This is a genomic window from Enterococcus sp. AZ040, assembly GCF_050499185.1.
Lineage (GTDB): Bacteria > Bacillota > Bacilli > Lactobacillales > Enterococcaceae > Enterococcus_D > Enterococcus_D entomosocium.
In genome coordinates, this window is the sequence record NZ_JBMHEW010000001.1 from 3145119 (window position 1) to 3157500 (window position 12382).

Here is a 12382-nt window from a genome sequence, read left to right on the forward strand (position 1 = left end):
CTTTTTTCCTGCGTGATTAAGGTTGTTCGTCTTCGTAAGTCTCATAGACATAGGGTGCGCCATCATAACGGAATTCTGTTGAAATGGCAGCGTCAAGGTCTTCGGTAAACATTCGCTTGCTGAAAGGAAACAAAAAGACTTGCCCTTCTTTGGCATCTTCGGCTGCTAAACGGTAAAACAGCTCTTCTTCTGTTAATTGTTGATTCAACTGTTCCAAGACATCGGCAGTGACTGCCTCTTCTTCATAGCCAGGTTTGGCAATCCGTGCATAATCTTCAAAAAAAGCCGTTTGGCCTTCAAATGATTGATACTCCATGTACGTCCCCTCTTTCTTTTCTCTTTCTTTATTATACGAGAGTCTGTGAGGATCAGCGAATAATATGATCGCTAACAAGCGGAAATTTGGCTTTTTTAGCGCTTAAATATGTCAGAAATATTTCAAGTGTATTACGAATCAATTATTTGACAAAATCAGATTGAACACGTATCCAAATTTTGTATAATGGTACATAGAGACTATAAAAGGGGCAAATGTAATGAACAACGCAAAGAAAAAATTATTCGTCGGTACTGGTGCTGCAATTGGTTTTGTCGCAATCGTTGCTATGATGGCTCAGTTCATGATTTCCAATCATCTATTTGGCGGAAGTGATGCTTCATCAGAAATTTTCACTCGCGCTACGTATCCAAACGGCTTTCTACTAGTGATCTTGATTCCATTGGTCGCAACAGCCACTTTGTTCTATGGTATCATTCGCAAAAAATAACAAAAAAGTGTTGCTGAGAACCACTCAGTAACACTTTTTTTCTTTGTCGCTACCAAAAAGCTGCCTAACAGACCATTGACCTGTTAGGCAGCTACTTTTTTAGCGTTTAGTTTGCAACGATATTGACCAATTTATTGGGTACGACGATCACTTTGCGGATCGTTTTTCCTTGGAGCTGTTCTTGGACAAGTTCGTTTTCTTGGGCCAATTGTTCAAGCACTGCTTTTTCCGCGTCTGCTGGAACCATTGCTTTGGCACGAACTTTGCCGTTGACTTGAAAGACGACTTCGATCTCATCTTCCACTAGGGCACTTTCGTCATAGGTTGGCCATGGCACATAAGAGATCCCATTGTCATTTCCGAGGATCGACCAGAGCTCTTCCCCGATATGCGGTGCGATCGGAGCCAATAGCTGCAAAAATCCTTCGACATATTCGTAAGGCAAGGCATCGGCTTTATAGGCTTCATTGACGAAGACCATCAATTGGGAAATCGCCGTATTGAAATGCAGCTGCTCATAATCTTCCGTCACTTTCTTAACTGTTTGATGGTAAACTTTCGACAATTTGCCATCGTTGAATGTCGTGATGCGGTCGCGCATTTTGCCATTTTCATCGACGATCAAGCGCCACACACGATCCAAGAATTTGCGACTGCCTTCGAGGCCATTCTCATTCCAGGCAATCGATGCATCCAGTGGGCCCATGAACATTTCATATAGACGCAAAGTATCCGCACCGTACTGGTTGACGACATCATCAGGATTAACGACATTGCCGCGGGATTTCGACATTTTTTCATTGTTTTCCCCAAGGATCATCCCTTGGTTAAACAATTTTTCAAATGGTTCTTTCGTTGGCACAACACCGATATCATACAAGAATTTATGCCAGAAGCGAGCATAGAGCAAGTGCAAGACAGCGTGCTCCGCGCCACCGATATAAATATCGACTGGCATCCAGCGCTTCAATTTATCATAGTCTGCCAAAACAGACTTATTATGAGGATCAATAAAGCGCAAGAAGTACCATGAGCTTCCAGCCCACTGCGGCATCGTATTGGTTTCGCGACGTCCTTTTTTCCCAGTTTCTGGATCGGTGACATTGACCCAATCCGTGACATTGGCTAATGGTGATTCACCGGTACCGCTTGGTTTGATATTGTCGGTTTTTGGCAAACGCAACGGCAGCTGATCTTCAGAAAGCGCTGTGGTCGTCCCATCTTCCCAATGGATGATTGGGATTGGTTCCCCCCAATACCGTTGACGAGAGAACAACCAATCGCGAAGACGATAGCTGACTTCTTTTTTCCCAACGTGATTTTCTTCCAACCATGCAACCATTTTTTCGATGGCTGTCTCTTTGTCTAGCCCATCCAAAAAGTCTGAATTGATATGCAGTCCATCTTCGGTATAGGCAGATTCTTCCACGTTGCCCCCTGCCAATACAGGAATGATCTCTAAGCCAAATGTTTTGGCAAATTCGTGGTCACGTTCGTCATGGGCAGGAACCGCCATGATCGCACCTGTTCCATAAGAAGCCAAAACGTAATCGGCGATCCAAATCGGGATCTCTTTGCCATTCACGGGATTGATGGCATAGGCACCAGTGAAGACACCGGTTTTTTCTTTGGCCAAATCTGTTCGGTTCAAATCAGATTTTTTCGATGCTTCTTCTACATAGGCATCAATGGCTGCTTTTTGTTCTGGGGTAGTGATTTGAGCCACTAGCTCATGTTCTGGTGCCAATACAGCGTAGGTCGCACCAAACAAGGTATCTGGGCGAGTCGTAAAGACGGTAAAGTCTTTTTCCATCCCTGCCACTTTAAACGTTACGTTGGCTCCGACAGAACGTCCGATCCAATTGCGTTGCATTTCTTTGATGCTTTCTGGCCAATCAACTTCTTCTAAATCGTCCAACAAACGATCAGCATATGCCGTGATTTTTAGCATCCATTGGCGCATCGGTTTGCGGATCACATCATAGCCGCCCCGTTCGCTCTTGCCGTCAATGACTTCTTCATTGGCGATCACAGTTCCAAGCTCTGGTACCCAATTTACCGGAACTTCGGCTTCATAAGCTAACCCTTTTTCATAAAGCTTGGTAAAGATCCATTGGGTCCACTTGTAATATTCAGGATCTGTCGTATTGATTTCACGATTCCAGTCATAGCTGAACCCTAGCGCATTGATTTGACGGCGGAAGGTCTCAATATTTTTCTTCGTAAATTCCGCTGGATCATTTCCTGTATCTAGTGCATATTGTTCGGCAGGCAGACCAAAGGCATCCCAGCCCATTGGGTGCAGTACATTGTACCCTTGGCTGCGTTTGAAGCGGCTCAAGATATCCGTAGCCGTATAGCCTTCTGGATGTCCGACATGTAATCCTTGTCCGGATGGATATGGGAACATATCTAGCGCATAAAATTTTGGTTTGTCCGGCTCATCATGGGTGTTGAACTCATTTTTCTTTGCCCAATATTTTTGCCATTTTTTTTCGATTTCTTTGTGATTGTAATTCACGATGGACTCCTCCTAAAAATTGGTGCTTTGCTCGTCAAATCAACCAGCAAAACTTAAAAAAAGTCCTATAAAAATCGCTATGATTTTTATAGGACGTTATCAACGTGGTACCACCTAAGTTTATCTGCTCCTCAAAAAAGCAGACCTCGATGTTTTAACGGCCATCGCCGTATCTGCCTAGCCAAATCAGGTTCAGTCAGATATCACTCGAAGACGAGTTCGAAAGGTGTGCTGTGCATTTCCACCAACCATGCACTCTCTAAAAGTCCCACCGTACTTCTACTATTCCTTCTCAAACGTGAAAGTTTCTTTGCACTTATCCTAACAAAAATCATTAGGAATAGCAATCTATTTTACCCTAACTGTTTGTCCTGGGTAAATAAAGTTATTTTGAATATTGTTCCATTGAATAAATTGATCCGTCGTGATGCCAAACTTATCTGCGATCCCCCAAACGGAATCACCCGATGCGACCTTGTAAGTACCATTTGTCGCTGAAGTGCTGGTAGTAGCTGTTGTGCCGCCTTGCTTGACGACCACCTTTTGTCCTGGATAGATAAAATCATTTTTGATGTTGTTCCAGTTGCGGAATTGGTCCATCGAAATCCCGTGTTTATTGGCAACTGACCAGACTGAATCACCCGCTGCCACCGTATAGGTGTTGCCTGCAGCACTGCTGCTGGTTTGGCTGCTGACGGTCGTGCTCGTTGTTGTACTTGTACTCGTTGCGGAACTACCACTGACGACAACTTTTTGTCCTGGGTAGACAAAATCATTTTTGATATTGTTCAAACTGCGAAATTGATCCATGGAGATCCCATGTTTGTTGGCGATCGACCAGACTGAATCACCCGCTGCCACTGTATAGGTACCGCCGCTGCTTTGGCTAGCAGTTGATGCAGTGCTGACGGTCGTGGTACTGCTGGTATTCGTAGACGAACCACCGCTGACGACAACTTTTTGTCCTGGGTAGACAAAGTCATTTTTGATATTGTTCAAACTGCGGAATTGATCCATTGAGATCCCATGTTTATTGGCGATCGACCAGACTGAATCACCAGAAACTACGGTATAGGTATTGCCTGATGTAGTTGCTGAAGTATTACGATTGACGATCGATACCGTAGAAGTTGCCGAAGTGCTTTGGGTGCTGCCGTTGACTTTCAACGTTTGCCCTGGATAAACAAAATCATTTTTGATGTTGTTCAAGCTGCGCAACTGGTCCATGGAGATGCCATGTTTGTTAGCGATCGACCATACAGAGTCGCCCGAAGCGACTGTATACGTTTGACTGCCGCTCGTGCTGACAGCCGCCGTTGTAGTCGTAGTATTGGTTGATGCGCTAGCTGTGGCACCACCACCGGCATTGCCAGAAGCAGGTGTGTCGTATTGTGTCAAACCAAATTGTTGGATCACTGCATTCAGGGAAGAAGCATAATTGGGTGCAGTCGCATAGCGGCCTGCTAGCCATGCGGTTGCATCAAGATATGAAGTCGTATTGCTTTTCCAAGCGCCAGAATAATATGAAACGCCGCTTTGTAAAGAGGTTGAGCGTAAAGTACGTGCGTTATCTTCGAATGATTGCGTGTATGATGGGTAGCGCTTAAAGGGTTCATTCATAGTCAACCATTGATTGTTTAAGTACTCCAAAGTACTCATATAAACGGTTTGACCGTTGTAGCTGCCTTTGATCCCGAATAGATTATAATTCGGTGCTTTTGATAAACTGCTTCGGCCCCAACCACTTTCTAAAATGGCTTGTGCGATCATCACAGAAGCATATAAATCGTTGGCTTGTGCCACGGGCTGAGCGTAAGTAGCGATTTCGGCAATAAATGCGGAAGTATTCGGCGCGGCAAAATTGCTAGTAGAAACTTGGGCGATCGAGGTCTCTACGGCTTCTGCTTGAACCGATGACACCAATGGAGCTACAACAGAGCAAGCAGTCAGTGTCGTTCCTAAAACAACTGCACTTTTTTTGATCACTCGATACTTATCGCCCGATTGGTCTGCTTGACGATGTACTTTTCTTGATTGACTCGTGTTCATGTCCGTTATTCCTCCGTTTTTTCCTTATAGTGAACGTAGGTTTAGTATACAATTTCTTAAGAATTTATAAAAGGTATTTGAGCCGATTTCAGAAACTGTAAACTCTTTGTAATCAAACGAACATTTATTGAAATGAAGAGTTTGTATTTAACCCAACGAAAAATATTCCTTGGCAGTGGGATGCTCCCTGAATGGTTCCCTGCTTTTTCCGTCTTGCGATAAATGCTATAATACCTTCTAGATGTCTCTTTGCTTGAAGGGACAGAAATTCTCTAGAAACGAGGCTTTTCCATGCATAAAAAACTTTATTTTCAATTTGCCGGCAGCTGCTTTTTACTGCTGTTCGTTTTTCTCGGCTATCTCGTGAAATTTTATCCTACTTGGTTGGTCTCCTTTGACGAAACCTTGACTCGCATCATCCGCACCGGCTATCCATTTTGGACACCGTTTTTTCTATGGGTCACAAAATTTGCGAATCCTACCACGATCATCTTGCTCTTTCTTGCTGTTTTAGCCGTTTTAGTGATCAATAAATATTATGCAGAAGCACTATGGCTCAGTATCGGCACCATCGGGATTGCTGGGCTCTTTAATCCATTGATCAAACTGGTCTTTTTACGGGAGCGCCCAACTCTTGAACACTTAGTCACGGAATCAAGTTTCAGTTTCCCCAGTGGACACTCGACGGGCAGTATGATTTTTTATGGAACCTTGCTCTTCTTGGTCCCAGTTTTCTTCAAGCAGCCTTTTTGGCAATGGGGCATCCGCCTTTTGCTGGGCCTTTTGATTGGCTGCATCGGCATCAGCCGTATTTATGTTGGTGTGCATTTCCCCAGTGATGTGTTAGGCGGTTTTTGTGTTGGCCTGTCTTGGCTGCTGTTGACCTATCCGTACTACTTGCAAAAACGCTTTGTCTGGCGCTTCACGCGTAAACAATTATAAAAGAAGGTAAAAAAATGAATCCATTTCCTTATGCAGAAGATAAAAACAAACGATACCATTCATGGAACTTTGCTTTGCGGCAAGAATTTGGCGAAAAAATCTTTAAAGTTCCCATCGATGCGGGCTTCGACTGCCCCAATCGTGACGGCACCGTTGCCAAAGGCGGCTGTACATTTTGCAGTGTGTCCGGTTCTGGCGATATGATCGTAGCTCCTGAAGCCCCACTGCCAGAGCAGTTTGAAAAAGAGATCGCCATGATGCACAAAAAGTGGCCACAAGTGGACAAATACATTGTCTATTTTCAAAACTTTACGAACACCCACGCACCGGTGGCAGTGATCCGCGAGCGCTTCGAGCAAGTACTGACACTACCTGGTGTTGTCGGCATCTCCATTGGGACCCGACCAGACTGCTTACCAGCAGATGTCGTTGACTATCTGGCAGAGCTCAATCAACGCTTTTATTTATGGGTCGAATTAGGACTGCAAACGACTTTTGAAACCACGAGCAATGCCATCAACCGCGCCCATGATTATCAAACCTACTTAGACGGCGTCGCCAGCCTGCGCAAACACAATATTCGTGTCTGTACCCATTTGATCAATGGCCTGCCAGGCGAGACGATCGAGATGATGCAAGAAAACGTCCGCCGCACCATTCAAGATTCTGATATCCAAGGCATCAAACTGCACCTGCTGCATTTGATGCGCAATACTCGGATGCTGCGGGATTATCATGAGGGACGTTTGCAATTGATGCGGCGCGATACCTATGTGTCATTGATCTGCGATCAGTTAGAAATGATCCCCCCAGAGATCATCATTCATCGCTTGACAGGCGATGCACCATGGGATTCTCTGGTAGGTCCAATGTGGAGTTTGAAAAAATGGGAAGTCTTGAATGAGATCGATCAAGAAATGCTACGCCGCAACTCCTATCAAGGGAAATTCAACGTGCGAAAGGAGCTTGTCAATGCTTCCGACCGCCATGCGCTATAGCCACACCCTTTTAAAAGAAGTTGTGCAACCGGGACATACCGCTGTTGATGCCACGATGGGCAACGGCTTTGACACGGAATTACTGGCTTCCTTAGTTGGGCCGACTGGTCAGGTGTTTGCTTTTGATATTCAAGAACAAGCCCTCCAAGCCACCAAAAAACGTTTGACTGAAAAAGAGCTGTTGCCGCAAGTTCAGCTGATCCATCAAGGCCATGAGACGTTGGCAGATGTTGTGAGTGGTCCGGTTCACGCCGCCATTTTCAATTTAGGCTACTTGCCTAAAGGGGACAAAGCGATCATCACGCTGCCTGATACAACGAAAACGGCTTTAGAAGCTTTACTGACACGTTTAGTCCCGAAAGGTAGAATCATCCTCGTCTGCTATTATGGACACGCTGGCGGCGAAGCAGAGCTGAAAGAAGTCCACTCCTTTTGTCAGCAGCTGCCGCAAGAGGAATATAATGTCCTTTCCTATCAATTTATCAATCAGCGCAACCAGCCGCCGATCTTATTTTGTATCGAACGAAAAAACCATCAGTCCTCGGCACGTTAAGGTGTCGATCGACTGATGGTTTTTTTATTCACTAAAAAGCCATTGCAGGACTCGTTGGATCCATTGATCCCAAAAATTCCAATCATGATCCCCAGTTCCCGATTCAAACGTTACGGCTAGTTTGCGTTTTTGCAGCTTATCCACCGCATATTCACTTGCCGGATACAGCTGATCCTCGGTTCCGCAGCTAATAAAAAAGCGCGGCGCGGTGCTTGGATCGATGGTCTCAATCAGATGGATCAAATCATTTTCTGACCCTTTGAATTGCTCTAAAGGGCCAAAGATTCCTTCCCAATAAGCTTGGCTTCGCAGCTGCAGCAAGGAATCCATGCTTTCAGCCAGCGCTAATGCGCCAGACAAAGACGCTACCGCCGCAAACTGGTCAGGCTTGCGCAGCCCAAGTTTTACTGCCCCATAGCCCCCCATCGAGAGACCTGCTGCAAAAGTTTTTTCTCGTTTTTGCGTCAGTTGAGGAAACAGTTCATGACAAATTTGTGGTAATTCTTCGGCGATAAACGTCCAATACTTCATTTCGTAGGTCGTATCGGTATACCAGCCCAGATCAGTAGACGGCATGATGACCGCTAGTTGATACTCTGCGGCATATCGCTCGATCGACGTCCGTCGCTGCCAGACACTATGATTTCCGTTCATCCCATGCAATAAATAAAGCACCGGGAGATCTGTGCCCGTTGATTGGCTTTGCGTGCCGATTTTTTTCTTGGTACTTTGAGGCAAGATCACATTGATCATTACCTCCATTTCAAGAACATTTGAATAGATATTTGCTTGTAAAAAAGCCATACAATCACCTGCGATCCTTTTTTTATATTGTACCAGATTCTCGCGAAATCGTGCGGGTCAAACCAATCGCTAGCACAATGAGTAAAACACCGATCCCAAAAACCCAGTGTAGACCGCTATAAAGAATCTCCCGTAATTGCCCTAATAAGGCTGTTGGCAGCTGACGCGCGGCGGCTGGATCAACCAGCTGATTCATGACACTGCTGTCAGTGACTTGCGCCTGTGCCAAGCCCACGCTATTGCTGGTGTTTAAAACGATACCGAAGACCGCCACCATAATGGTTTGCCCAATCGTTCGCAGCAGCGTATTGAAAGAAGTCGCCACGCCGACTTGGGTGGGTGCAACGCTGGTTTGGGCAGTAACGGTACAAACCACCATCGTTGCCCCTAATCCGACGCCCGTAATAGAAGAAATCACCAAGAACAACCAGAATGATGTCTGTGCCGGTGTCAAAAACAACCACAAGGCACCGGTAGCCGTGATCACTAAGCTAACCGTCAAGACCCAACTGACACTGTGTTGTGTCAACCAACGGCTGGCTAAGAAGGAACCAATCATCCATAAAATCGACAACGGTGCCAACACAAGCCCGCCAATCCCCGCACTCATGCCTAAGACCCCTTGCATCCACATTGGGATATAAACATCGATCCCCATCAGGAAGCCGCTAGCCAAAGCTGCTACGATGTTTACCACCACAAATAGTTTTGAGTGGAACAGCTTCAGATCAATAATCGGATCTGCTGCTTTTTTCTCCACACGAATGAAGCCGATAAACGTGAGGACAGAAAAAACGAACAGACCGATAACAGGCAGACTTACACCATAATCTCCTAGCAATTGGAAGCCTAGCAGGAGCCCTACTAACGTCAACATCAACAAGAGACTGCCTGCATAATCAATGTTGACTGCAGCAAAGGCCTTTTTTTCTTCATGAAAATAAAACCAAATTAAGGCGATCAACCCTAATCCGATGGGCACGTTGATAAAGAAGATCCAATGCCACCCGATCGTATCTACGATCAATCCACCGGCTAAGGGACCAACGACACTGGCGATCCCCCAAGCAGTACTATTGAGCCCTAAGACTTTCGCCCGCTTTTCAACAGGATACAGGTCCGCAATGATCGTTAGGGCAACGGGCATCATGGCCCCTGCGCCTAATCCTTGCAACGCTCTGGCAATGATCAACGTCAACATTGTGTTGGCCATCCCACAAAACGCCGACCCGATAATAAACAGCAGCGTACCAAATAGAAAGACTGGTTTGCGGCCGATGTTATCGGCAAACTTGCCGTAGATCGGGGTCAACATCGCACTGGTCAAAAGATAGATCGAGAAGACCCAGTTCATGATCTCGATCCCTTTCAATGAACTAACGATGGTAGGCATCGCTGTCGTAATGATCGTTCCTTCGATCGCGGTCATAAACGTTGCGACAAAGACCGCAATAGTGACTAATTTTACATTGGTTCGCATGTAACTCCTCCTTTTACTCCAAAAAAAAGAACCCCTATTGATAGTCATCAATAGAGGTCGCCTCTTTTAATCCTTCACACTTGCCAAAAGTGCCGCCACCTTGTCGGTGCGTTCCCATGGCAAATCGATATCTGTACGACCGAAATGTCCGTAAGCGGCAGTCTGACGATAAATCGGACGGCGCAAATCTAACATTTCAATAATTCCTGCTGGTCGCAAATCAAAGTTTTCTCGTACCGCTTGGATCAAGCGCTCGTTGCTGACGGTTCCGGTACCAAAAGTGTTGATGCTGATCGAAACGGGCTGTGCCACACCGATCGCATAGGCTAATTGGACTTCCACTTTTTTGGCTAGCTTTGCTGCTACGATGTTTTTGGCAATGTAGCGAGCCGCATAGCTGGCTGAACGGTCAACTTTGGTTGCGTCTTTTCCAGAAAACGCACCGCCACCATGACGAGCATAGCCGCCATAAGTATCAACGATGATTTTTCTGCCTGTCAAACCGGCATCCCCTTGAGGACCGCCGATCACAAAACGACCAGTAGGATTAATATAATATTTTGTCTGCTCGTCTAAAAGATCGGCAGGAATCACTTCTTTGATCACTTTTTCAATGACATCACGGTGGATCGTTTCATTATCAGCCGCATCATCATGCTGGGTACTAATAACGACGGTGTCCACTCTTTGTGGTTGATCGTTATCATCATACTCAACAGTTACTTGCGATTTTGCATCTGGACGCAAGTAGCTTAGTTCATTGTTTTTACGCAACTCTGCTAATCGACGGACTAACCGATGACTCAATGCGATTGGTAAAGGCATCAATTCAGGTGTTTCATCAACGGCAAAACCAAACATCAAGCCTTGGTCACCGGCACCGATATCTTCTTTATCCGTTTCTCCACGACTTTCTAAAGCATCGTCAACGCCTTGAGCGATATCTGGTGATTGCTCATCGATCGCTACCAAAACAGCAACCGTATCGCCGTCAAAGCCGAATTTTGCTCGTGTATAGCCGATTTCTTTTATGGTTTCTCGGACGACTTTTTGAATATCTACATAAGCAGAAGTAGAAATTTCTCCAAAGACTAAAACCAATCCGGTGGTAACTGACGTTTCGCAAGCGACCCGTGCCATTGGATCTTCGGCAAGCAACGCATCTAAGATGGCATCACTGATTTGGTCGGCTACTTTGTCTGGGTGTCCTTCTGAAACGGACTCTGATGTAAATAAGTGTTTCTCTGTCATTTTTGTATTCCCCCTAATATATGTTTCGGTTACAAGGCATCTTCGCAGCTGCGAATCCTTTCGGGAACTTGCAACGGACTGATTATAACAAATTTTGACCCTTCGTAGTTGAAAAATGATAAAAAAGATCATTTTTGGGTAATAAAAAAACACTCTCAAGAGTGTTTGCATGATCCGTACGGGATTCGAACCCGTGTTACCGCCGTGAAAGGGCGGTGTCTTAACCGCTTGACCAACGGACCAGTTTGAAAATGTAATGGGCCTAAATGGACTCGAACCATCGACCTCACGCTTATCAGGCGTGCGCTCTAACCAGCTGAGCTATAGGCCCTAAATAAAAAATGCAAAGCGGGTGACGAGAATCGAACTCGCGACAACAGCTTGGAAGGCTGTAGTTTTACCACTAAACTACACCCGCATTCCTATGGCGCGGGACAGAATCGAACTGCCGACACATGGAGCTTCAATCCATTGCTCTACCAACTGAGCTACCGAGCCAAAAACAACGGTCTGGACGGGACTCGAACCCGCGACCTCCTGCGTGACAGGCAGGCATTCTAACCAACTGAACTACCAAACCAGAAGCTTTGTATTGCTGCTTTGCCGTTAAACAAAGCGATTGCGGGAGCAGGATTTGAACCTACGACCTTCGGGTTATGAGCCCGACGAGCTACCAGACTGCTCCATCCCGCGATAAGTAATTACTTTTCAGTAATTAAAGGACTGTGATTCTTTTGCTCGCAACAAAAGAGACAGTTAAGGAGGATAAGGGATTCGAACCCTTGCACGGTTTTACCCGCCTGACGGTTTTCAAGACCGTTCCCTTCAGCCGGACTTGGGTAATCCTCCAAAAGTAAAAAATGATCCGTACGGGATTCGAACCCGTGTTACCGCCGTGAAAGGGCGGTGTCTTAACCACTTGACCAACGGACCAATAAAAAAACGGAGAAGGAGGGATTTGAACCCTCGCGCCGGTTTCCCGACCTACACCCTTAGCAGGGGCGCCTCTTCAGCCAC

The 12382-nt window shown here is 45.8% G+C and carries 10 protein-coding genes, 9 tRNA genes, 1 riboswitch and 1 other annotated feature (1 of these 21 running past the window's edge); of the genes, 4 read left to right on the plus strand and 15 right to left on the minus strand.

Annotated features, from left to right (window positions below; all coding sequences use genetic code 11):
* Positions 1-16: 16 nt before the first annotated feature.
* Positions 17-316 carry a DUF5960 family protein gene (locus IGK63_RS14420; protein WP_008382014.1) on the minus strand — a complete coding sequence of 100 codons (300 nt, stop codon included), beginning with the start codon at positions 314-316 and terminating at the stop codon, positions 17-19.
* Positions 317-536: 220 nt separating this feature from the next.
* On the opposite strand from IGK63_RS14420, the gene IGK63_RS14425 reads away from it, so the two are divergent.
* Positions 537-767 (plus strand): hypothetical protein, encoded by a 231-nt coding sequence (locus tag IGK63_RS14425; RefSeq protein ID WP_016612997.1) that lies wholly within the window; start codon positions 537-539, stop codon positions 765-767.
* Positions 768-873: 106 nt separating this feature from the next.
* Here the strand turns inward: IGK63_RS14425 and leuS are convergent, their stop codons facing one another.
* Both leuS and IGK63_RS14435 read right to left on the minus strand, forming a co-directional pair.
* On the minus strand, positions 874-3288 hold the full coding sequence (gene leuS / locus IGK63_RS14430) for a leucine--tRNA ligase (RefSeq protein WP_086332729.1): 2415 nt from the start codon (positions 3286-3288) through the stop codon (positions 874-876).
* Positions 3289-3374: 86 nt separating this feature from the next.
* Positions 3375-3594, minus strand: a binding site (T-box leader).
* Between the two features lie 42 nt (positions 3595-3636).
* Complete coding sequence (locus tag IGK63_RS14435) at positions 3637-5337, minus strand: muramidase family protein (RefSeq protein ID WP_005233372.1); 1701 nt, start codon at positions 5335-5337, stop codon at positions 3637-3639.
* Positions 5338-5628: 291 nt separating this feature from the next.
* Between IGK63_RS14435 and IGK63_RS14440 the strand changes: the two genes are divergently transcribed.
* Genes IGK63_RS14440 through IGK63_RS14450 form a run of 3 tightly spaced genes read left to right on the plus strand, consistent with a single transcriptional unit; the run spans position 5629 to position 7830 of the window.
* On the plus strand, positions 5629-6279 hold the full coding sequence (locus tag IGK63_RS14440) for a phosphatase PAP2 family protein (RefSeq protein WP_016612999.1): 651 nt from the start codon (positions 5629-5631) through the stop codon (positions 6277-6279).
* 14 nt (positions 6280-6293) lie between these two features.
* Entirely contained in the window at positions 6294-7277 is a 984-nt protein-coding gene (locus tag IGK63_RS14445) for a TIGR01212 family radical SAM protein (protein WP_016613000.1), read from the plus strand.
* Positions 7252-7830, plus strand: a complete 579-nt coding sequence (locus IGK63_RS14450; protein ID WP_005233365.1) for a tRNA (mnm(5)s(2)U34)-methyltransferase — start codon at positions 7252-7254, stop codon at positions 7828-7830. The genes IGK63_RS14445 and IGK63_RS14450 overlap by 26 nt, the downstream gene beginning before the upstream one ends.
* A gap of 24 nt (positions 7831-7854) precedes the next feature.
* Here IGK63_RS14450 and IGK63_RS14455 read toward each other — a convergent pair whose 3' ends face one another.
* The 12 genes from IGK63_RS14455 to IGK63_RS14510 form a co-directional block, all read right to left on the minus strand.
* Positions 7855-8634, minus strand: coding sequence for an alpha/beta hydrolase (locus IGK63_RS14455; RefSeq protein WP_016613002.1), 780 nt, complete (start codon positions 8632-8634; stop codon positions 7855-7857).
* A gap of 22 nt (positions 8635-8656) precedes the next feature.
* Positions 8657-10114, minus strand: a complete 1458-nt coding sequence (locus tag IGK63_RS14460) for an MDR family MFS transporter (RefSeq protein WP_005233363.1) — start codon at positions 10112-10114, stop codon at positions 8657-8659.
* A 66-nt stretch (positions 10115-10180) separates the two neighbouring features.
* On the minus strand, positions 10181-11365 hold the full coding sequence (gene metK, locus IGK63_RS14465; RefSeq protein WP_005233362.1) for a methionine adenosyltransferase: 1185 nt from the start codon (positions 11363-11365) through the stop codon (positions 10181-10183).
* A riboswitch (SMK box riboswitch) is annotated at positions 11363-11444 on the minus strand. It overlaps the preceding gene by 3 nt.
* Positions 11445-11535: 91 nt before the next feature.
* Positions 11536-11607 (minus strand) — tRNA-Glu (locus IGK63_RS14470).
* Between the two features lie 15 nt (positions 11608-11622).
* Positions 11623-11696: transfer RNA gene (locus IGK63_RS14475), tRNA-Ile, on the minus strand.
* A 16-nt stretch (positions 11697-11712) separates the two neighbouring features.
* A tRNA-Gly gene (locus IGK63_RS14480) sits at positions 11713-11783 on the minus strand.
* Between the two features lie 7 nt (positions 11784-11790).
* A tRNA-Phe gene (locus IGK63_RS14485) sits at positions 11791-11863 on the minus strand.
* 8 nt (positions 11864-11871) lie between these two features.
* Positions 11872-11945 (minus strand) — tRNA-Asp (locus IGK63_RS14490).
* A 39-nt stretch (positions 11946-11984) separates the two neighbouring features.
* Positions 11985-12058 (minus strand) — tRNA-Met (locus tag IGK63_RS14495).
* Positions 12059-12124: 66 nt separating this feature from the next.
* Positions 12125-12214, minus strand: a tRNA-Ser gene (locus tag IGK63_RS14500).
* 12 nt (positions 12215-12226) lie between these two features.
* Positions 12227-12298: transfer RNA gene (locus IGK63_RS14505), tRNA-Glu, on the minus strand.
* Between the two features lie 10 nt (positions 12299-12308).
* Positions 12309-12382 (minus strand) — tRNA-Ser (locus tag IGK63_RS14510); it runs 14 nt beyond the window's last position.

Excerpts from the sequence above, each read along its gene's own strand:
- IGK63_RS14420 (WP_008382014.1), bottom strand. The coding sequence starts at position 316 with ATGGAGTATCAATCATTTGAAGGCCAAACGGCTTTTTTTGAAGATTAT.
- IGK63_RS14425 (WP_016612997.1), top strand. The coding sequence starts at position 537 with ATGAACAACGCAAAGAAAAAATTATTCGTCGGTACTGGTGCTGCAATT.
- IGK63_RS14435 (WP_005233372.1), bottom strand. The coding sequence starts at position 5,337 with ATGAACACGAGTCAATCAAGAAAAGTACATCGTCAAGCAGACCAATCG.
- IGK63_RS14440 (WP_016612999.1), top strand. The coding sequence starts at position 5,629 with ATGCATAAAAAACTTTATTTTCAATTTGCCGGCAGCTGCTTTTTACTG.
- IGK63_RS14445 (WP_016613000.1), top strand. The coding sequence starts at position 6,294 with ATGAATCCATTTCCTTATGCAGAAGATAAAAACAAACGATACCATTCA.
- IGK63_RS14450 (WP_005233365.1), top strand. The coding sequence starts at position 7,252 with ATGCTTCCGACCGCCATGCGCTATAGCCACACCCTTTTAAAAGAAGTT.
- IGK63_RS14455 (WP_016613002.1), bottom strand. The coding sequence starts at position 8,634 with ATGGCTTTTTTACAAGCAAATATCTATTCAAATGTTCTTGAAATGGAG.
- IGK63_RS14460 (WP_005233363.1), bottom strand. The coding sequence starts at position 10,114 with ATGCGAACCAATGTAAAATTAGTCACTATTGCGGTCTTTGTCGCAACG.
- metK (WP_005233362.1), bottom strand. The coding sequence starts at position 11,365 with ATGACAGAGAAACACTTATTTACATCAGAGTCCGTTTCAGAAGGACAC.